Here is a 20,244-nt window from a genome sequence, read left to right on the forward strand (position 1 = left end):
GACATACGCACGCCTTCCGTAGCGCCGGTGCCGCACCCCCTTGAGGACGAGACCCTGTGGGGCCGGGTCACCACCCCGCGCACCCTGCTCTCCCGCGCGCTGTCCGTCCCGCTCGCCCTCGGATTCACCGTCTTCCTGCCGCTGTTCGTCGCCGTCCAGCACGGTGCGGGCCAGCGCGACGCGGCCTTCTGGCTCCAGCTGCTGCTCACCATGTACGCGGGTGCCCGCCTCTCCGCGATGGTGCTCACCAGCCGTCGCAAGCTGCTCCAGGGTTCCTTCTGGCTGTTCGTCTACATGGCCATGGGTGTGGCCCCCCTCGCGCAGGCCGTCCTCGGCCAGGTCCCGACGCCCGTCGTAGGGCCCCGCTCCGACCTCACCGTCGCCATCGGCCTGGTGCTGCTCGGCTGCACCGCCTTCGACGTGGGCGTCCTGCTCGCCCGCCACCGGCCCGCCGGCCGCGCGGGCGGCTCCCAGAAGGAGTCGCGCCCCGTCATGGCGCACCGGCGGCGGCTCCAGCTGCTCACGGCCCTGTCCTTCGCGTGCAGCGCGGCCTTCGTGATCAAACTCGGCGGTCCGGCGGTCTTCTTCTCCAGCCGCCAGGAGATCATCGCGGGCATTCAGGAGGCGGGCGTCTCCAACGGCGACGGCCAGGCAGGGCAGGCCCTGCTGCGCGGTTTCGGCACCGTGCCCGCGCTGCTCTCGCTGTTGCTCTACACGCGATGGCTGATCACCTCGAAGTTCGCCCGCCGCAAGGTCTCGATCATCGTCACCTGGTCGGCGCTGGTGCTGCTGAACCTGGTGGTCAACAACCCGATCTCGAACCCCCGCTACTGGTTCCTGACGGTCATGTTCGCGTTGCTCTTCACGGTCTTCCCGGTCAGCGCGGCGATGTACCGGGTGGCCCTGTCGATGGCCGTGGTCGTCGCCCTGCTCGTCTTCCCCTTCGCGGACCGCTTCCGGTACGACGAGAAGAACTACCGGCCGGTCGAGACCACGTCCTTCCTGGAGCCGATGGCGCTCAAGGACTACGACCAGATCGGCATGTTCGCGAACACCATCACCTTCTCGAACTCCGGACCGGGGCACTTCTACGGCCGCCAGCTGGCCGGGTCGGTCTTCTTCGCGGTGCCGCGCTCGGTGTGGCCGGGCAAGCCGCGCGACACGGGCGTGATGGTCGGCCAGTGGATGGGCACGGTCAACACCAACCTCTCCTCCCCGATCTGGGCGGAGCTGTGGATCGACTTCGGGCCGCTGGGCATGGGCGCCGGGCTGCTGGCCATGGGGTACGCCTCCGCCCGCGTCGACCGGCGCTACGCGAAGCGCGCCACGCGACGTTCCCCGCCGGGGAGTCTGATCTCGGTGGTGGTCCCGCTGGTCGCGGGCTACTCCTTCATCCTGCTGCGCGGGCCGCTCCTCCAGGCGTCGGGGCGCGTCGCGATCGCGGCCCTGTGCCTGGCGCTGGTCGCGACCTACCGCCAGGACCGGTCCACCACACTGCGCTGACAGCGGATCAGGCGGCGGTGGCGGGTTCGGGTTCGCGATCCTGCGGAGCGGGGGTCCGCAGGCGGGCGACCCGCAGCCAGGCGGCCAGGGCCTTCAGCGCGGAGCCGGCCACCAGGCCCCAGGCCGCGCCCGCCACACCGAACGCCGCGTAGCCGCCCAGCAGCAGCCCCACCGACAGCAGCGAGAAGACCACCTGCAGGGACAGCGTGGCCTTGGGGGCCAGCACCCGCAGGGTGAGCAGCGCGCAGGTGCCCAGACCCATCACCGCGTACTGGGCACCCGTGGCCGGCAGCAGCGCGGACGCCGAGGCCCAGGTGTCGCCGAGCAGCTGACGGCCCGCCCGTTCGGGAAGCGCGTACAGCACGGCCCCCCACCCGGCACCGAGCAGTGCCAGCACCACGCCCAGCAGCGCCGTGGCCCGGACCGTGGCCCGCTTGCCGCCGAGCCGCGACAGCACCGGCGGCCCGAAGGAGTTCGCAGAGTTGAACAGCACGTTCAGCGGCCCGAAGAGGGTCGTCGCACCCCGCAGCGCACCGACGGCCAGCGGCGTCGCGAAGACTCCGAGGCCCAGTACGGCGAGCTGGCTGGAGCCGTTGCCCACCGCGAACTCGACCACGAACCGCTGCCCCAGGTGCCCGCGCCGCACGTACGGCCGCAGATCGGCCCGCGCCCCGCGGACGTACGGCCGCAGCAGCCACAGCCCGAGGCCCAGCGCCGGCAGCGCGGAGAGGCCCCACACCAGCACCAGCCGCCCCGCGGAGGCCCCGGACGGCTGAGCGGCCAGCGCCGCGACCACGCACACCAGCCGCAGCGCGTCGGCGGCCAGCGCCCGCTCGGGGGCGCGCAGCGCCGAGAAGCAGTACCGCAGCCCGTCCTGGAGGAGTACCAGCGGCAGTACGAGGCCCAGCGCGAGGAACGCCCGTCCGGCGGCGCCGGACAAGGCCAGGCCCACGGCCGCCACCGCGGCCCCGGCCACCACCGAGGCCGCCCCGGTGAAGCCCACGGCCGACCGGCACACCTCGCCCAGCCTCTGCCGGGCCTGGTCGGGCGGGACGCCCGCGCCGTTCTCCAGGACGACGCTCTGGCCGACGTAGGCCATGTTCAGCCCGAGGAGCACGGTGAAGGTCACGTACACCATCGAGAAGGCGGCGAAGCCGGACTCCGTGGACAGCCGGGCGGCCAGTACCAGCACCAGGATGTTCGTGGCGCTGGAGGCGGCCTGGTCCAGCACCGACGCGACGGCGGCGAGGCCGCGTCGGCTCATCTGCGGCCCTGGCGGACGGTGCGCAGCGCGACGGTGTCGGTGCCGTCACCGGGAATGTGCTGCTCGGGCTCGGCCACTTCGTACGCGATCGGCTGGGGCTGCGCGGCGGGCTTCCCGGACTTTCCGGAGCCTGCGGCCGGGCCGCCGGCGGCCGGGACGCCCTTGTCCTTGCTCCGGCCGCGCTTCTCGCCGGGCAGCGGCGCGTGCAGCACCGCGCCGAGCACCGTGCCGCCGGCGCCGCTGATCAGCTCGCGGATCCGGGACAGGTCGCTGCGGTGGACGGCGCGCGGGTTGCAGACCACCAGGACGCCGTCGACACGGTCGACGAGGGCGAGGGCGTCGGCGTACGAGAGCACGGGGGGTGCGAGCACGACCACGGTGGAGTTGGGGGAGTCGGCCTCGGAGATCAGCTGGGTGGCGCGGGCGGAGGTCAGCGCGCGCGGGACGTTGCGAGCCCGTTCGCCCGGAATCAGTTCGAACGTGCCGGACTCCCCGGCGTCGACCACGAGCTGGCGTCCGTCGGGCCATTCGGAGTCGGCGTGGCGTCCGGCGGCGGCGGGGCTGCCCGGGGTCCGGCTCCACCGGGGCCGGCCGCCGGCGTCCGTCGGCAGCTGGCTGGCCAGTACCGGGGTGCGCAGGTCGGCCTCGATGAGCAGGACGTCCTTGCCGGTCTCCGCGAAGGAGGCGGCGAGGTTGACGGCGACCGCGGCGGCGGTCTCGCTGCTGCCGCGAGGGGCGACGACGAGCAGCCGGCGCCGGTCGGCGAAGCGGGAGTCGTAGGCGAGCCGGAAGGCCACCGAGCGGTACTCCTCGGCGACCCGGGGATCGGCCTCGCCGGCGGCGAGCAGCGGTCCGCCGCCCGTCCTGTCCCGGGGGAGGTAGCCCAGTACGGGCGCGCGCAGGGACCGCGCCACATCGCCCTCGGAGCGCGGTGCCGGGTCGAAGACCAGCCGGACCCAGGCGGCCAGCAGGCCGAGCGCGAGGCCCACGGCCGCGCCGAGCGCGAGCGACATGACGATGCCGGGCCCGTCCGTCGCGGTGGGCGCGGTCGCGGCGCTGGTGACCCGGCCCGGGGTCATGTCGAGGGCTTCGAGCTTGGTGATCTTGGTGTTGTAGCCGCCGACCTCGCTCTGGAGGTCCGTCTTGGCCGAGGAGGCCGCGTCGCGCCCGGAGCCGGCGGGCATCCGGGCGATCTCCTTGGAGAGCTCGTCGAGCTGCTTGGCGATCGGATCGCGCTGCTCCTTGTACCCCTTGACCATCTTGTCGCGGGTGGCGTCGAGGGCTTCCTGACGCTTGAGCAGATACGCCTCGGTCATCGCGTTGGCGCGCTTGGCGGCCTCGCCCGGGGAGGACGCGGTGTAGGTGAAGCGGAGCACCATCGTCTGCGGAGGGTTGGTCACCTGCAGACCGCTGCGCAGGGCCGCGAAGCCGGACGCGGACACGCCGAGCTTCTTGGCGGCCTCGTTGGCTATGGAGGAGCTGAGCGCGACCTGGCGCTCCGAGCCGATGTTGATCGCCTTGTCGGGGGCGAGGCTCGGGTTGAAGGGGTCGTCGGTGGGTGCGCGCAGGACGACGTCGGCGGTCGCGACATAGGTGTCGGCCGTGGAGATGCCGAGGTAGACGCCGCCCAGCAGGCCGACCCCGATGCCCGCGCCGAGGAGTCTGCGGTAGCGCAGGAGCTGGCGGAACTGATCCCGGAGGAGGTCCGGTTCGTCCTCGGCCGGGGCCGCTGCTGGGCGGTTCGTCTCGATCACGGCCGGGATCCCCCAAGTGCTTCGTCTATCAGTGCGTCGATGCGGGCCAGACCCGCTTCGCGGCTCAGGTGGGCAGCCACGTGGCGGGGTCCGGCCGCTCCCAGTGCGTCCGCGCCTTCGGGGTCCTCCGCCAGGGCCCGTACGGCCTTCAACAGGGCCCCGGGGTCCTCGGGCTGTACGAGCACCCCTGCCCCCGAGCGCTCCACCTCCTGGGCGGTTCCGCCTTCCGCCGCCACGGAGGCGACGACCGGCCGGCCCGCCTGGAAGTAGGAGGTGAGCTTCGACGGAACGCTCATGTCCAGCACGGCGGCGTGCTGTGTGACCGCGAGTACGTCCGCCGCCGCGAGGATATCGGGGAACTCGCCGTCAGCGGCAGGGGGGATGATGTCCAGATTCGGGACGTCGGCGGCGAGTTCGGCCAGCGCCGAGCGCTGGCTGCCGTCACCCATGAGGACGAAGCGGACGCTCGGGTCCAGCCGGGCGGCGCCCACGAGGACCTCCAGTCCCTGCTTCAGGCCCATGTTCCCGGAGTGCAGCACGACGGTCTGGCCGGGGGCCCAGCCGAGGTGGTGACGGGTCTCGCCGCGCGGCTTGGTGGGCACCGCGACGTGGGACCAGTTGGGGACGAGGCGGATCCTGCCGGGATCCACGCCCATGCCCACGACCCGGTCCACGAAGGTCTGGTGGATGACGCCGACGAGGGTGGCACGCTTCAGCGCGTACGCCTCGGCGCGGCCGGCGACCGCGGCCGCCTTGTCGCCGCCGCTGATCCCGCTCTGCGCGGCGGCGGCGCCCATCAGGTCCTGGACGACCGGGACGTAGGGGACCTTCCACCGCGCCGCGAGCCGGGCGGCCAGCACGCCGCCGGCCAGGCTGGGCATCTGGGCGAGGACCGCGTCCGGCTTGGGCATCCGGGGCGGGGCCACGGCGCCGTGCAGCAGAATCGATCCTTCAAAAAGGGCCCGCTTCACGGCGGTCTGCTGCTGCGGCACGGTGTGCGCACGCCGGTGCACGGTGACCCCCGCGCGCTGCTCCGTGCGCCGCAGGGCCCCCCGGTACTCCGGCTCCAGCGACCACGCCGGGTAGTGCGGCATTCCGGCGAGGACGTGGGTCTCGTGGCCGAGATCTGCCCAGTGCTCCGCGATTTGGGTGGCGTACGGCCCAATCCCCGCGTGTTCGGGAGCGTAGTTGGTGGAAACCAGCAGCATGCGCCGGTGACCGGATCTCGACACTGAACGTCCCCTTCTCCCCAGGATGATGCGCACGTCACCCTATTCGTTCACCCGCACGGTGCGGAACGTGCACGCTATTGTCTGCTAATCCGCTACGCCGGGGGGTGTGGCTGCTGGGGGGTAAGAGATGACGGACCGTGACATGTCCGAACTTCGCGCGTCCGCGCGCAAACCGTATCGAGTCGGCTACGCGCCGGGCGCATACGACCTGTTCCACATCGGACATCTCAACATCCTTCGGCACGCCCGGAGCCAGTGCGACTACCTGGTGGCCGGAGTCGTCTCCGACGAGATGGCCGAACTCGCCAAGGGACGCCGCCCGATGATCCCGCTCGTCGAGCGGCTGGAGATCGTCCGCAGCGTGAAGTACGTGGACGCCGCCTTCGTCGAGACGGTCCCGGACAAGGTGGAGACCTGGAAGCAGGTCCGCTTCGACGTCATCTTCAAGGGCGACGACTGGCGGGGCACCCCCAAGGGCGACAAGCTGGAGAAGGACTTCGCCGCCCACGGCGTCGACGTCGTCTACTTCCCCTACACCGTCCACACTTCCAGCACCCAGCTGCGCCGGGCGCTGGACGCGCTCGCCGAACCCCTCACGGAGCCGGTCACCGCGGAACGGCGCTGAGCTCCCGGTACCACTTGGCGAGGAACGCCAGCAGGAACAGTCCGGCGACCGCCCCCAGCCCCGCGTACGCCCATCGGAACAGCCCGCCGCCGCCGAGCAGCAGGAACACCAGGCAGAACACCCCGTAGTCCACGGGCAGCAACGCCACCGCGCGTACGGTCGACGGCGCGGCGGCTGGACTCCCCGGAGCAGGCCTGGGCTTGAGCTTCTCGGTCAGCAGTCCGCCGAAGAAGGTCACGATCGCGGCGAACTGGAAGCCGAGCGGCACCAGCAGCCAGCCGTCGCCGCCCGTCCCGGCCCCGCCGATCCCGTAAGAGTCGGGGAAGCGGTAGAAGGCGATCAGCACACAGGAGTGCAGGGCCGTCAGCCTGGCGCAGTCCACGACGTGGTCGAGCCACTCACCCGCCGCGCTGCCGCCCCCGCGAAGCCGGGCCAGCTGCCCGTCGGCGGAGTCGAAGGCGAACCCGACGGCGAGCGCGGCCCAGACGGCGATCCCGAGCCCCCAGGAGGGCTCGGTCAGCGCGACCGCGGCCGCGGCGGCGAAGCTGAACGCGGCGCTGACCAGCGTCACCTGGTTCGGGGTGAGCCCGAGCCCGTACGACCCGGCGGCCAGGTAGCGTCCGGCGGGCCGGTTGACGAACCGCGAGTAGAGCGACACCCCCTTCGCCGACTTCTGCGCCCCGCGCAACTCCCGCAGCGCGGCTCCGACTCTGCCCATGCAGGGACCCCCTCAGTGACGATGTCGAACACATCATCGCAGGGCGAACTGGAGTACGGGCTCCGTGCCGGACCCTGGGCCGCGACTCAGCCGACCACCCTGAGCAGCACGACCGACCGGGCCGGCACCGTCACGGTCTCACCGCCGCGGTGGCGGGTGAGCGGGGCGGCGGACTGGTCCTCGCGGGAGGTGTCCAGGACGACCTCGTAGCCGTCGGCCCACGGCGCACCCGGCAGCACCCACGCCACCGGCCTGTCCCCGGTGTGGAGCAGGGCCAGGAAGCTGTCGTCCGTCACCTGCCGGCCCCGCTCGTCGCGGCCCGGGATGTCCCGCCCCGACAGGTACATCCCCAGCGCGGCGCCCGGCGCGTACCAGTCCCGCTCCGTCATCTCCGCACCCGTCGGCATGAACCAGGCCAGGTCCCGCAGCCCGTCCACCCCCTGCGGGCGCCCCGAGAAGAACGCCCGTCGGCGCAGCACCGGATGGGCGTGCCGCAGCGAGATCAGCCGCGCCGTCAGGGCGAACAGCTCCCGCCACGCCGGGTCCTCCAGCAGCGACCAGTCCACCCACCCCGTCTCGTTGTCCTGGCAGTACGCGTTGTTGTTGCCGCCCTGGGTGCGCCCGAACTCGTCCCCCGCGACGAGCATCGGCACGCCCGTCGACAGCAGCAGGGTGGTGAGGAGGTTCCGCAGCTGCCGGCGGCGCAGCGCGGCGATCCCGGCGTCGTCCGTCTCGCCCTCCGCGCCGCAGTTCCACGACCGGTTGTCATTCGTCCCGTCCCGGCCCGCCTCCCCGTTCGCCTCGTTGTGCTTGCGCTCGTAACTCACCAGGTCCCGCAGCGTGAAACCGTCGTGCGCGGTCACGAAGTTCACCGAGGCGTACGGCCGCCGCCCGCCCCACGCGTAGAGGTCGCTCGACCCCGACAACCGGTACCCGAGGTCCCGTACGTCGGGCAGCGCGCCCCGCCAGAAGTCCCGTACGGCGTCCCGGTACCGGTCGTTCCACTCCGTCCACAGCGGCGGGAAGGCGCCCACCTGGTAGCCGCCCGAGCCCACGTCCCACGGCTCCGCGATCAGCTTGACCCGCCGCAGCACCGGGTCCTGGGCGATCACCGCCAGGAACGGCGACAGCATGTCCACGTCGTGCATCGAGCGAGCCAGCGCCGCCGCCAGGTCGAAGCGGAAGCCGTCCACTCCCATCTCCGTGACCCAGTAGCGCAGCGAGTCCGTGATCAGGCGCAGCACGTGCGGGCGGCCCGCGTGCAGGGTGTTCCCGCAGCCCGTGTAGTCGGCGTACCGGCGCTGGTCCGACTGGAGCCGGTAGTAGCCCCGGTTGTCGATCCCGCGCAGCGACAGCGTCGGACCCAGCTCGCCCGCCTCCGCCGTGTGGTTGTAGACCACGTCGAGGATGACCTCGATGCCGGCCGCGTGCAGGGCCCGCACCATCCGTTTGAACTCCCCGACCTGCTGGCCCGCCGTACCGCTCGACGAGTACCCCGCGTGCGGCGCGAAGTAGCCGATCGAGTTGTAGCCCCAGTAGTTGCGCAGCCCCCTGCGCAGCAGGTGGTCCTCGTGCGCGAACTGGTGCACGGGCAGCAGCTCGACCGCCGTCACGCCCAGCTTCACCAGGTGCTCGACGGCCGCCGGATGCGCGAGACCCGCGTAGGTGCCGCGCAGCTCCTCGGGAACCCCTGGATGGCGCATCGTGAAGCCGCGCACGTGCAGCTCGTAGATCACCGAATCGGCCCAGGGGGTCTTCGGCCGGACGTCGTCCGCCCAGTCGTCCTGATCGTGGACCACGACCCCCTTGGGGACGAACGGCGCCGAGTCCCGGTCGTCGCGCACGGTGTCGGCGATGTACTGCTGCGGCCAGTCCCGGACGTGCCCGTACACCTCCGGCGGCAGCCTGAAGTCACCGTCCACGGCCCGGGCGTACGGGTCCAGCAGCAGCTTCGCCGGATTGTGCCGGGCGCCCGTCCAGGGGTCCCAGCGCCCGTGCACCCTAAATCCGTACCGCTGCCCGGGGCGTACGCCCGGCACGAATCCGTGCCAGATCTCGTGCGTGAGCTCCGTCAGGGCGCAGCGTGTCTCGGCCCCGCCCGCATCGAACAGGCAGACCTCCACCGCCTCCGCGCCCTGCGCCCACAGGGCGAAGTTGGTGCCCGCCGTCCCGTCCGGACCGTGATGGAACCGCGCCCCCAGGGGATGCGAGGACCCGGGCCACACCTGTGGTCCCGGGCGCCCGGACGCCCGTAAGACCTGCCCTCTGACCTGGCCGTTCTGCCGCCCGCCGGGCGGCTCGTCCAGCCGTGGCGCGGGCGCGGCGCGGCCGCTCGCCACCCCGTCCACGGCATCAACGGCATCCGCCGCATCCACGGCGTCCACCGTGTTCCCGACGGCTTCCACCGCCTCTTCCTGCTCGGCTGCGCTCGACACTGCCCGCCTCCACGGCTCCTGGGTACCTGCGGGGAGGGGAGTGCGGCCCCGGCGTCCCGGCCAGGGCCCGCCCCCGTCTGGTCCTTCCCACTGTTCTGCCCGGACTGATCCGGCCGGAACGTGCAGCCCGCCCACGTTTCCCCCGGAGGGGGCCGGTCGTTGGAGGGATCGTGACACTTCTGACGAGGCGGGCAGGGGCGGGCTTGGCCGCCGTGGCGGCATGGGCGGGCCTCCTCGGCGGCCTGACCGGATGCACCCAGGACGGCCGGGCCCCGGTCGAGATCGAGCTGCCGGGCAAACCGCGTTCGCCGGACGAGGCCATCCGGATCACCCCCGACGACAACGCCAAGGCGGTCCCGGCGGACGGACGCATCGGCGTCACCGTGCCCGAGGGCCGGCTGGAGCGGGTCGTGGTCACCAAGGTGGAGGACGCGCAGGAGGAACAGGTCCCCGGTGCCATCGCCGCCGACGGACTCAGCTGGAGCCCGGACCCCGAGGCCGCCCGGCTCTCGCTCGCGGCCAAGTACACCGTGGACGCCGTCGCCCTCGACGGGCACAACCGCCGCCAGGCCCGGCACACCACCTTCACCACCTATGTCCCCGAGGAGCGGTTCATCGGCTACTTCAAGCCCGAGAACCGCTCCACCGTCGGCACCGGCATGATCCTCTCCTTCAACTTCAACCGGGCCATCGAACGCCGGGCAGAGGTGGAGCGGGCCATCACCGTCACCTCCGCCCCCGCCGTGCAGGTCGTCGGCCACTGGTTCGGCAAGGAGCGGCTCGACTTCCGGCCCAAGGAGTACTGGAAGGCGGGCACCCAGGTCACGGTGAAGCTGAAGCTGCGCGACATCGAAGGCGCACCCGGCTCCTACGGCATCCAGGACAAGACGATCACCTTCACCGTGGGCCGCTCCCAGATCTCCACCGTGGACGCGGCCGCGCACACCATGGAGGTCCGCAGGGACGGGCAGCTGCTGTCGACCGTGCCGATCAGCGCCGGAGCCCCCAAGACCACCACGTACAACGGGAAAATGGTGGTGATGGAGATGTTCGACGTCACCCGGATGAACGGCCAGACCGTTGGTTTCGGCGGTGAGTACGACATCCCCGACGTCCCGCACGCCATGCGTCTCACCTCCTCCGGGACCTTCCTGCACGGGAACTACTGGCTCAGCCCCGACACGTTCGGCAGCAGCAACATGAGCCACGGCTGCGTGGGCCTGCGCGACGACAAGGGCGGCGGCTCGGACACCCCGGCCGGCTGGTTCTTCGACCGGACCCTGGTCGGCGACGTCGTGGAGGTCGTGAACTCGCAGGACAAGACGGTCGCCCCGAACAACGGCCTGGGCGGCTGGAACATGTCCTGGGCCGACTGGGTCGCGGGCTCCGCCATCGCCTGAGGGCCGCCGCCCGCCGCGCCCGATCACCCTCCCGTGGCCACGGGAGGGTGATCGGTATGACCGGAATGCCGTAGCGGCCGAGTGTCCTCCCGTACTCGCGTACGAAGCTCCCCCAGCCTGTCAGGGCGCGACAGCCCCAGGCGACGGACGGAGTGTCATGGCAGCCAGGACAGCAAGGGTGTGGCCGCTCGGCCTCGCCGCCGCAGCGGTGGTCGTCGCGGCGGCCCCGGCCCACGGCGCGGGCGTGGACGGACCGGTGCCCAGCGCCCAGGTGGTGCTGCGGAACACGGACCTGGACACCGGCACACCGCTGCCCGGTGCCCGCTTCGAGCTGTGGCGGGAGGTCAACGACCAGCCGGGACTCCAGACCGCCGGACCGGCCGCCGACGAGAAGAACGAGGGCGCCTGCGAAACGGACGGCAAGGGCAGCTGCACGGTGGAGCTGCCGGTCGGCGAGACGTACTACTGGCGGGAGACCGTCGTCCCCGCCGGGTACGACGCCCCCGAGGACCCGGTCACCGGCTTCACCGTGAAGGAGGCCGACGCCACGGCGGGGATCGTCCTCAACGTCCCGCACCGCAAGCGCGGCGCGGTGTACAGCGGGGCCGTCCGGGTCCTGAAGGAGGACGCCAAGACCGGGTCACCGCTGGGCGGCGCGGTGTTCGAGCTCTGGAAGGAGACCAACAGCACCGAGGGACTCCAGACCCGGGGCATCAACGCCGACCAGCGGGTCAGGCCCGGCTGCGCCACCGACGACGACGGGGTCTGCGACTTCGACGGGCTCCCCGACGGCGAGTACTACCTGGTCGAGACGGACGTCCCCGAGGGGTACGTCCTGCCGGCGAGAACGGTGACCGGCCCGCTCCGCCTGGACGAGGACACCCCGGGCGGCCGGCGCGTGGTCACCCTCCAGAACGAGCGCGACGCCTACGCCGGCGTCCCCATCACGGACCCGGACGAGGACAAGGCCGCCCGGCGGGTCCGCCGCCGGAGTGGCCCGCTCACCCCCTCGGCGGAGCAGCACGGGCCGTCCGCCCGCCCCGCGGGTTAGCTGGGCTGCGAGGGTCCGGCTGGCGGGCCCGAGGAGGCCGGGATGACTACAGGTCAGGCGACGAGCCCCCGGGGCGGTGTCCGGGCGGCCGTGCTCGGCGCCCTGCTCGTACTGGCGGGGCTGAACCCGGCGGCAGCGGCAGCGGCGCCCGGGCCCGGCCCGGAGTCCGCGTGCGCGGCGGGCACCGGTCCCTACCAGCGGCAGCTGGAGGAGCACTTGGGCCGGCCGGTCGACGGGGTGCAGTCCTCGGCGGACTGCTTCGCCGTCCGCGCCTTCCAGCGGGAGAACGGCGTCAGTCCCGCGGACGGCTACCCGGGCGTGGCCACCTACCGCACGATGCTCGTCGTTGCCGCCCGCCCGAACCCCAACGCCGAGGGCGACTGCCCCGTCCGCTCGTACCGTGTGACGTGCGTGGACATGGACCGGCAGCTGCTCTGGGTGCAGCAGGGCAGCCGGATCGTCTTCCCGGTCGTGCCCATCCGCACCGGCCGCGACACCCAGGAGACCCGTCCCGGCTGGCACGAGGTGTACTGGCGCAGCAAGGACCACAAGTCCACGCTGTACGCAGACTCCCCGATGCCGTACTCCCAGTTCTTCGACGGGGGCCAGGCCCTGCACGGCCGGACCGGCTACCTCTACGCCCACGGAGGATCCGCCGGCTGCGTCAACCTCACCGTGTCCGACGCCGAACGCCTCTGGAACCTGCTGACCGAGGGCGACGCCGTCTACGTCTGGGGCACCAAACCCGGAACCGACGACTGACCTGCGACACCGTCACCGTTTCCGCACCGACAGTTGGGACGGAACGGTGACAAGACCGTGGCTTTACGTGCCCTCCCCATGTGATTACCTGTCGACATGCGCGCGATTGCCCGCGCGCGGGGGACATGGGGAGAACACGAGTGAACCTGCAGCCGATACGCGGCCGCGCCCGCACCGGCCTGCCGGCCCTTCTGCTGGGGGCGGCCCTGCTGCTGACCACCGCGTGCAGTGGCGGCGGCGGCAACAGCAGCGGCAGCGGTGGAGACAAGGCGGGGGACGGTGCCAAGACCGGCACCGAGGCGTCCAAGGCCGTGGTCAACGTCAAGCCGGACGACGGCGCCAAGGAGGTCGCGACCAGCGGCATCCTGAAGATAACCAGCACGGGCGGCAAGCTCACCACGGTGACCGTCGCCGACACCAAGGGCAACGCGGTCGAGGGCAAGGTCGCGGACGACGGCGCGAGCTGGGAGCCGTCCCGCCACCTGGCCTCCGCCACCGAGTACAAGGTGCACGCGGTCGCCAAGGACGAGGCCGGCCGGGAGTCCGCCAAGGACACCACCTTCACCACGCTGACCCCGACGAACACCTTCGTCGGCCACTACACGCCCGAGGACGGCGCCACCGTCGGCGTGGGCATGCCGGTCTCGATCAACTTCAGCCGCGGCATCACCAACCCCGAGGCCGTCGAGAAGGCCATCACCGTGACGGCCGAGCCGGCCGTGCCGGTCGAGGGCCACTGGTTCGGCAACGACCGCCTCGACTTCCGCCCCGAGAAGTACTGGGCCGCGGGCACGAAGGTCACCGTGAAGCTGGCCCTCGACGGAGTCGAAGGCCGCCCCGGCGTCTACGGGAAGCAGACCCGTACGGTCACCTTCAACGTCGGCCGCTCCCAGGTCTCCACGGTCGACGCGAGCGAGCACACCATGGAGGTCGTCCGCGACGGCCAGGTGCTCAAGAACGTCCCGATCACCGCGGGCGCCCCGTCGACGACCACGTACAACGGGCAGATGGTCATCAGCGAGAAGTACAAGGTGACCCGGATGAACGGCGCGACCGTCGGCTTCGGCGGCGAGTACGACATCTCCGACGTCCCCCACGCGATGCGGCTGTCGAACTCGGGCACCTTCGTCCACGGCAACTACTGGGCCTCCTCGGGCACCTTCGGCTCGGAGAACGTCAGCCACGGCTGTGTCGGTCTGAAGGACGTGCGCGGCGCCGGCGACGGCAACCAGCCCGCCGCCTGGTTCTTCAACGAGTCGCTGATCGGCGACGTGGTCATCGTGAAGAACTCCAAGGACAAGCAGATCGCCCCGGACAACGGCCTCAACGGCTGGAACATGGACTGGGCGGAGTGGATCAAGTAGTCCCCCGTACGTAGTTCCAGGTGGCCCGGTGCTGTGACACACAGCACCGGGCCACCTGCCGTTAACCGCCGCTAACCTTCCTCGTATGACCATCTCTCTCGAAGTCTCCGAAGGCGTCGGCACCATCCGCCTGGACCGGCCGCCCATGAACGCCCTGGACATCGCCACCCAGGACCGGCTGCGCGAGCTCGCGGTGGAGGCGACCGACCGGGCCGACGTCCGAGCGGTCATCCTCTACGGCGGCGAGAAGGTGTTCGCGGCGGGCGCGGACATCAAGGAGATGCAGGCGATGGACCACGCGGCGATGATCGCCCGGTCCCGCGCGCTGCAGGACGCCTTCACCGCCGTGGCCCGGATCCCCAAGCCCGTGGTCGCGGCCGTCACCGGCTACGCGCTGGGCGGCGGTTGCGAGCTCGCGCTGTGCGCCGACTACCGGATCGCCGCCGACAACGCGAAGCTCGGCCAGCCCGAGATCCTGCTCGGTCTGATCCCGGGTGCGGGCGGCACCCAGCGGCTGTCCCGGCTGATCGGCCCGTCCAAGGCCAAGGACCTCATCTTCACCGGGCGCATGGTCAAGGCCGACGAGGCGCTGGCCCTCGGCCTGGTCGACCGGGTGGTCCCCGCCGCCGAGGTGTACGAGCAGGCCCACGCCTGGGCCGCCAAGCTGGCCCAGGGGCCGGCGATCGCGCTGCGCGCCGCCAAGGAGTGCGTGGACGCGGGCCTGGAGGCCGACATCGACACCGGTCTGACCATCGAACGCAACTGGTTCGCGGGCCTGTTCGCCACCGAGGACCGCGAGCGCGGCATGCGCAGCTTCGTCGAGGAGGGGCCGGGCAAGGCCAAGTTCGTATAGGCGCGGTCGTGCGGGGCGCGGCGGCCCGTTCCTCCCTGTGGGTGGATTAGCCAGGCCTTAAAAGAGCCTTAAGCGAAATCGTTGATCCACTCATGGTGATCATCTCTGTGCGCTGCGTCACGGCAGGTCAGGGCGTGTAGCGGCACCCTCCGCTTGCCTTACGCATATGACAGGACACCCCCTCGGGTCCATCGGATCCGGGGGGTGTTTTCCTGTGGAACGGCCCGGACGGACGGGGCGGCCGTCCATGATGGGTGCATGGCGGGCCTGGAGGGTGTGGAACAGCCGCGGCAGCGCGGCAGCGCTTCGGCCGTACGGCTCACGGCGGCGGTCGAGGACGAACAGGGTTTCAAAGCGCTGGAGTTGTACGGGAACCCGGCCGAGGGCGAGGTGATCCTGCCGTCGATGCCGGAATCGGCCGGTACCGCGCGCAGGCTCGCCCAGTGCGTGGTGGTCCGCCTCTGGGGCCTCTCCCCGCAGATCGCCGAGCATGCCGTCCTGCTGGTCTCCGAACTCGTCGGCAACGCGGTCAGGCACACCGGGGCCCGCACCTTCGGCTTACAGATGAAGCGGCGGCGCGGCTGGATCCGGGTGGAGGTGCGCGACCCCTCGCGCGGACTGCCCTGCCTGATGCCGGTCCACGAGCTGGACGTCACCGGCCGCGGGCTCTTCCTCGTCGACAAGCTCTCCGACCGCTGGGGTGCGGACCTGCTGCCCCGCGGGAAGATCACGTGGTTCGAGATGCGGGTCGCCGACCGCCAGAACGCCTGAAGCCCCCTGTCGCCGTGGTGGGGCGGTGTGGGGGCTTCGTGGGTGCGCCGAGGATCGATTGGGGTGTGATCCTCGGCGTGGCGACTTCGCTCGGGTCAATGGGGAAGTCGTGCCACCGACTATGGCAGACATGGGCCCGAACGCCAAAAGTCCCTACTCGGACATAAGTGTGCAAATAGTGAGAGTTTCTAGCTAAATCCTAGGTGAGGTGAGCCACTCACCTCGCAATCTATGAATAAGTATCGACTGCTCTGTGTGAATCGTTGATCACGTAGCGGACGGGTCACCCTGTTGGTCCACTTCGGCAGACGTACCGAATTGGGTCAATCATTACCTTCCGGGCTTTCCGCCCCTTAAATGGGCAAGTGCTCTCATATTCAGGCCGCAGGGCGGTCCTGCGCGCGGCCGGTCTCGGGGTGACCGGTGCCGCCACGGCGGGCCTCACCGCCGCCTGCGGATCGGGCCGCCCCGCCTCCGCCACCGCGCCCACCACCCCGCCGCCGGGCCCGGCCAGGCCACTCCGCCCCGCCCAGGCGGCCCCGGCCGTCCCGCGCCGGTTCGCCGGGCAGCCCGTCGAGATCGGCCACGGTCCGCGCGACCGGCCCGCGGTCGCCCTCACCTTCCACGGCAACGGTGAACCCGCCATCGCCCGGGCGGTGCTGGCGGAGGCGGAGAGAGCGGGTGCGCGGGTCACCGTGCTGGCGATCGGCAGCTGGCTCGACGCCCACCCGGACATGGCCCGCCGGATCCTCGACGGCGGCCACGAGCTCGGCAACCACACCCAGCGCCACCTCGCGATCAACACCATGCCCGAGGCGGAGGCGTACGCCGAGATCACCGGCTGCGCCCAGCGGCTCAAGCGGCTGACCGGCTCCATCGGTACCTGGTTCCGGCCCTCCCAGACCCAGTACGCCGCCCCGCTCGTCCAGAAGCTGGCCCAGCGGGCCGGCTATCCCCACGTCCTGTCGTACGACGTGGACTCCCTCGACTTCACCTCGCCCGGCGCCGCGGCCGTCATCCGCACCGTCACCGGGACGATCCTCGCCGGATCGGTGGTGAGCCTGCACTTCGGCTACGCGGACACGGTCGACGCGATGCCGCCCCTCCTCGAAGAACTCGCGCGCCGCAAGCTGCGCGCGGTGACCACCACGGAGCTGCTGACGCCATGAAGACCACCCGCCTTCCCCGGAAGGCCTCCGTGCTGCTGGCCGGTCTGGTCCTCGCCGCCCTGGCCGGCTGCGGATCTGCCGACAAGGGACCCGCCGAGGCGCTCGGCACCAAGGGCCCGGCCAAACCCGTCAAGGCCGTCCCGCCGGGCCTGCCCGGCATGCCCCCGCTGCTCGATCCCAACGACGTGTACGCGGCGGACCGCCCGAACAAGCTCTCCCCGGTGGTCAAGGACTTCCCGTCCCGCATCTACGTGCCGAACACCACCTCCAACACGGTGTCCGTCATCGACCCGGAGACGTACAAGGTCATCGACACCATCCCGGTCGGTGTCCAGCCCCAGCACGTGGTGCCCTCCTGGGACATGAAGACCCTGTGGGTCAACAACAACCGCGGTCACACGCTCACCCCGATCAACCCGGCCACCGGCGAGGCCGGAGAGCCCGTCGAGGTGCACGACCCGTACAACCTGTACTTCACGCCGGACGGCAAGTACGCGATCGTCATGGCCTCGATGGACAAAGAGCTGGTCTTCCGCGATCCGCACACGATGGACCGGGTGAAGACCGTCCCGGTGAGCTGCTTCGGCGTCAACCACGCGGACTTCTCCGCCGACGGCCGCTACTTCATCGTGAGTTGCGAGTTCTCCGGTGAACTCCTCAAGGTCGACACCGAGAAGATGGAGGTCATCGGGCAGCAGAAACTGCCCTTCGAGGGCGCGATGCCGCAGGACGTCAAGGTCTCGCCGGACGGAAAGACCTTCTACGTCGCGGACATGATGGCGGACGGCATGTGGGTGCTCAGCGGCGACAAGTTCGAGATCCCGAAGCTGCTGCCCACCGGAAAGGGCTGCCACGGGCTGTACGTCAGCCGTGACTCCAAGGAGATGTACATCTCCAACCGGGGCGAGGGCACCGTGTCCGTCTTCGACTTCCCGCAGAACAAGCTCACCAAGAAGTGGGAGCTGCCCGACGGCGGCAGTCCCGACATGGGCGGCGTCTCCGCCGACGGCAAGGTCCTCTGGCTGTCGGGTCGCTACAACTCCGAGGTCTACGCGATCGACACCGTCACCGGCAAGCAGCTCGCCCGGATCCCGGTGGGCGGCGGACCGCACGGGCTCGCCGTGTACCCGCAGCCCGGCCGCTACTCGCTGGGACACACCGGCATCTTCCGGTAGGCCGTGCGGGCAAGGCGGTGCCCCGGGAGCTCGCACAGCTCCCGGGACACCGCCGGTCTTTCGGCCGCGTACGGACTACCAGGCCACCGGGAGCCGCTCCGGCAGCCGCTTGATGAAGCCCGTACGCCAGACCAGGTTCTCCGCGGGCACCGCGAGCCGCAGCCCGGACAGCCGCTCGACCAGCACCTCCAGCGCGATCTCGGCGTGCGCCCGGCCCAGCGCGGAGGCCGGGCAGAAGTGCCGGCCGGCGCCGAAGGCGAGGTTGGCGTTGGAGCTCTCGCGCTCCAGGTCCAGCTCGTCCGGGTTCTCGAAGGCCTCCGGGTCGAAGTTGGCCCCCTCCAGCAGGACGAGGACGAGCTCACCCTCCTTCACCAGGACGTCGCCGACCTGGATGTCCGCCAGGGCGATGCGCGGCAGGCCGTCGCCCACCGACAGGTTCCAGCGCAGCAGCTCGTCGACCGCCTTGCCCATGCGCTCCGGGTGCTCGCGCAGGTACCCGACGAGCTCCGGCTTCTGGAGCAGCGCCAGGACCGCGAGGACCAGGAACGCGGAGGTGGAGACCGCGCCCGCGCCGAAGAGCGAGACGGCGACCGTCGCGAACATGTCGTCGGTCAGGTGCGCCGACTCCGGGTCCGCCTCCTTCAGCGAGGCGAACCTGCCGAGGAGCCCCGTACGCTCCTCGGCGGGCAGCGCGAGCTGGACGTTCAGCTGCTCGGCGAAGTAGCCCACGTCCTTGTACCAGTTGAGGGCCGAGTCGGCGAACGGCTCGCGCGCGGTCATGAACGCGACGTCCAGTCCCGACATCAGCCGCCGCCAGTCCTCGAAGGGGACCCCGAGGACGGCGCAGTGCAGTGCCGCCGAGAAGGGGTCGGCGAACCCCGCCCGGAGGTCGGCCGGACCACCCTCGGCGACCAGCTGGTCGATCAGCTCGCCCGCCTTGGCGCGCAGCCAGTCCTGGAGCCCCTTCTGGCGCGGGTTGAGCGCCTTCATGACGGCGTTGCGCAGGCCCGCGCTGTTGATGTTGCCCATGTTGTTGACGACCTCGGGCGGGATCGTCAGCGCGTACTGGCGCGGGACTCCGGCGTTCGCCGTGTCCTTGAGGCTGAACCGCTCGTCCTCCAGCACCTGCTTGGCGAGCGCATAGCTGCTCACCAGCCAGGCCGGGTCCCCGGTGAGGGTGCGTACCTTCGCCACCGGGGCCTTCTCGCGGAGCCACGTGCACTCCTCGGGGAGCACGTCACCGCGCCGCGAGAGCGGGAAGTCGAGGAGCGGCTGCTCCTGGGTCTGCGGGCCCTCAAGCTGCTCGACGCTCATCGACGTTCCTTTCGGTCGGTACGTGGTTCGTGTCCGCCTCGGGCCGGACGACGGCGTACGCCTGGTTGCGGGTGGCGCGCAGGCCCCCGCCGCGCGCGAAGAGGACATCCGTCAGCGGCATCTTGACGTGGTACGCCGCCACCGAGGACGGCACGTCGAGAATGCTCGGGGTGTCCACGAAGAACGGCAGCTCGGCCGCCATGTAATCGAAACAGACCTGCAACTGCTCGGCTGTGATGGATTCACCTTCCGGCAACTTGGAGCCGACAAAATGCAAGGCCATCTTCTCGCAGCCCTTGCGGAATTCGTCGTCGGTCTCCAGGAAATGCAGCACGCGCCGGTGCAGTAGTTGGTAGACCGGGTTCTCCTGGAACTCCGAAAGCGCCCGCACGCGGATTTCTGCCTGAGGTGGTCCTGATTCCTCCACGCCCTTCAGGATTCGCCGCCGCACCGCCTTTATCTCCTTCGTGGCGCGCTTCTCCGCATGCTCCTGGGTGTAGCCGAAGGCGGCGAACATCCGGTCCACGTGGAGGTCTGCGTAAACGAAGTCGACCTGCGCGAAGCGGGTCGTGGCCCACCGGGCGAGACGGGTGATGCGCTCGGAGCTGAAGTAGCTGTTTCCGGGACTCACCCCGATGAGCACATGGTCGCCGTCTTCCCAGATATGGCGGCAGGTAGGTGTGAAGGGCAGAACTTCGAATGATGCGTCAGCTGTGATCGTCACCTGTGTGATCGCCCTTGTTGCCGCATGTCCCTGGGAGCCCTGTGCTCCTGGTGTGGCGGCAATGTCGGTACGTTATGCCGTGGTGCCGGAGCGTGACAAGTCCGGGCCGGATTTATTGGCCGGAATTGTT

Annotated in this window: 17 protein-coding genes; 10 read left to right on the forward strand and 7 right to left on the reverse strand. The window is 71.0% G+C overall.

Features of this window, described 5'->3' with window-relative positions; all coding sequences use genetic code 11:
• Positions 1-27 precede the first annotated feature (27 nt).
• The gene (locus tag ACFYOB_RS30880; RefSeq protein ID WP_388565349.1) at positions 28-1,503 is read left to right on the forward strand and encodes a hypothetical protein; all 1,476 of its coding nucleotides are present in this window, start codon (positions 28-30) and stop codon (positions 1,501-1,503) included.
• Positions 1,504-1,510: 7 nt separating this feature from the next.
• Here ACFYOB_RS30880 and ACFYOB_RS30885 read toward each other — a convergent pair whose 3' ends face one another.
• The 3 genes from ACFYOB_RS30885 to ACFYOB_RS30895 are packed head-to-tail and all read right to left on the reverse strand — an operon-like array spanning position 1,511 to position 5,729.
• Positions 1,511-2,767, reverse strand: a complete 1,257-nt coding sequence (locus tag ACFYOB_RS30885) for a hypothetical protein (RefSeq protein WP_388565352.1) — start codon at positions 2,765-2,767, stop codon at positions 1,511-1,513.
• Positions 2,764-4,521, reverse strand: a complete 1,758-nt coding sequence (locus ACFYOB_RS30890) for a lipopolysaccharide biosynthesis protein (RefSeq protein WP_388565355.1) — start codon at positions 4,519-4,521, stop codon at positions 2,764-2,766. Before ACFYOB_RS30890 ends, ACFYOB_RS30885 begins: the two co-directional genes overlap by 4 nt.
• The gene (locus ACFYOB_RS30895; RefSeq protein ID WP_388565568.1) at positions 4,518-5,729 is read right to left on the reverse strand and encodes a glycosyltransferase family 4 protein; all 1,212 of its coding nucleotides are present in this window, start codon (positions 5,727-5,729) and stop codon (positions 4,518-4,520) included. The genes ACFYOB_RS30890 and ACFYOB_RS30895 overlap by 4 nt, the downstream gene beginning before the upstream one ends.
• 166 nt (positions 5,730-5,895) lie before the next feature.
• Between ACFYOB_RS30895 and ACFYOB_RS30900 the strand changes: the two genes are divergently transcribed.
• Positions 5,896-6,378, forward strand: coding sequence for an adenylyltransferase/cytidyltransferase family protein (locus ACFYOB_RS30900; RefSeq protein WP_328927745.1), 483 nt, complete (start codon positions 5,896-5,898; stop codon positions 6,376-6,378).
• On the opposite strand, the gene ACFYOB_RS30905 is transcribed toward ACFYOB_RS30900, so the two are convergent.
• Positions 6,359-7,096: a CDP-alcohol phosphatidyltransferase family protein gene (locus ACFYOB_RS30905; protein ID WP_388565357.1), complete on the reverse strand. Its 738-nt coding sequence runs from the start codon at positions 7,094-7,096 to the stop codon at positions 6,359-6,361. The genes ACFYOB_RS30900 and ACFYOB_RS30905 overlap by 20 nt on opposite strands.
• An 86-nt stretch (positions 7,097-7,182) precedes the next feature.
• A complete protein-coding gene (glgX, locus tag ACFYOB_RS30910) occupies positions 7,183-9,531 on the reverse strand; it encodes a glycogen debranching protein GlgX (RefSeq protein ID WP_388565360.1) in 2,349 nt (782 codons plus the stop codon).
• Positions 9,532-9,710: 179 nt separating this feature from the next.
• Here glgX and ACFYOB_RS30915 point away from each other — a divergent pair, with 179 nt between their 5' ends.
• The 8 genes from ACFYOB_RS30915 to ACFYOB_RS30950 all read left to right on the forward strand — a co-directional run bounded on the left by ACFYOB_RS30915 (position 9,711) and on the right by ACFYOB_RS30950 (position 18,076).
• Positions 9,711-10,931 carry an Ig-like domain-containing protein gene (locus ACFYOB_RS30915; protein ID WP_388565571.1) on the forward strand — a complete coding sequence of 407 codons (1,221 nt, stop codon included), beginning with the start codon at positions 9,711-9,713 and terminating at the stop codon, positions 10,929-10,931.
• 157 nt (positions 10,932-11,088) lie between these two features.
• Positions 11,089-11,982: a collagen binding domain-containing protein gene (locus ACFYOB_RS30920; RefSeq protein WP_388565363.1), complete on the forward strand. Its 894-nt coding sequence runs from the start codon at positions 11,089-11,091 to the stop codon at positions 11,980-11,982.
• 42 nt (positions 11,983-12,024) lie between these two features.
• The gene (locus tag ACFYOB_RS30925) at positions 12,025-12,744 is read left to right on the forward strand and encodes a L,D-transpeptidase family protein (RefSeq protein ID WP_388565366.1); all 720 of its coding nucleotides are present in this window, start codon (positions 12,025-12,027) and stop codon (positions 12,742-12,744) included.
• Between the two features lie 125 nt (positions 12,745-12,869).
• On the forward strand, positions 12,870-14,108 hold the full coding sequence (locus ACFYOB_RS30930; RefSeq protein ID WP_388565369.1) for an Ig-like domain-containing protein: 1,239 nt from the start codon (positions 12,870-12,872) through the stop codon (positions 14,106-14,108).
• Between the two features lie 85 nt (positions 14,109-14,193).
• On the forward strand, positions 14,194-14,961 hold the full coding sequence (locus ACFYOB_RS30935; RefSeq protein ID WP_388565371.1) for an enoyl-CoA hydratase/isomerase family protein: 768 nt from the start codon (positions 14,194-14,196) through the stop codon (positions 14,959-14,961).
• A 258-nt stretch (positions 14,962-15,219) separates the two neighbouring features.
• On the forward strand, positions 15,220-15,732 hold the full coding sequence (locus ACFYOB_RS30940; RefSeq protein WP_388565373.1) for an ATP-binding protein: 513 nt from the start codon (positions 15,220-15,222) through the stop codon (positions 15,730-15,732).
• A gap of 365 nt (positions 15,733-16,097) precedes the next feature.
• A complete protein-coding gene (locus ACFYOB_RS30945; protein WP_388565376.1) occupies positions 16,098-16,901 on the forward strand; it encodes a polysaccharide deacetylase family protein in 804 nt (267 codons plus the stop codon).
• The gene (locus ACFYOB_RS30950) at positions 16,898-18,076 is read left to right on the forward strand and encodes a YncE family protein (protein WP_388565378.1); all 1,179 of its coding nucleotides are present in this window, start codon (positions 16,898-16,900) and stop codon (positions 18,074-18,076) included. The genes ACFYOB_RS30945 and ACFYOB_RS30950 overlap by 4 nt, the downstream gene beginning before the upstream one ends.
• 75 nt (positions 18,077-18,151) lie before the next feature.
• Here the strand turns inward: ACFYOB_RS30950 and ACFYOB_RS30955 are convergent, their stop codons facing one another.
• Positions 18,152-19,390: a cytochrome P450 gene (locus ACFYOB_RS30955; RefSeq protein ID WP_388565381.1), complete on the reverse strand. Its 1,239-nt coding sequence runs from the start codon at positions 19,388-19,390 to the stop codon at positions 18,152-18,154.
• Positions 19,371-20,114, reverse strand: a complete 744-nt coding sequence (locus ACFYOB_RS30960) for a tRNA-dependent cyclodipeptide synthase (protein ID WP_388565383.1) — start codon at positions 20,112-20,114, stop codon at positions 19,371-19,373. Before ACFYOB_RS30960 ends, ACFYOB_RS30955 begins: the two co-directional genes overlap by 20 nt.
• Positions 20,115-20,244 lie beyond the last annotated feature (130 nt).

Source organism: Streptomyces sp. NPDC006463 (assembly GCF_042870715.1).
GTDB lineage: Bacteria > Actinomycetota > Actinomycetes > Streptomycetales > Streptomycetaceae > Streptomyces.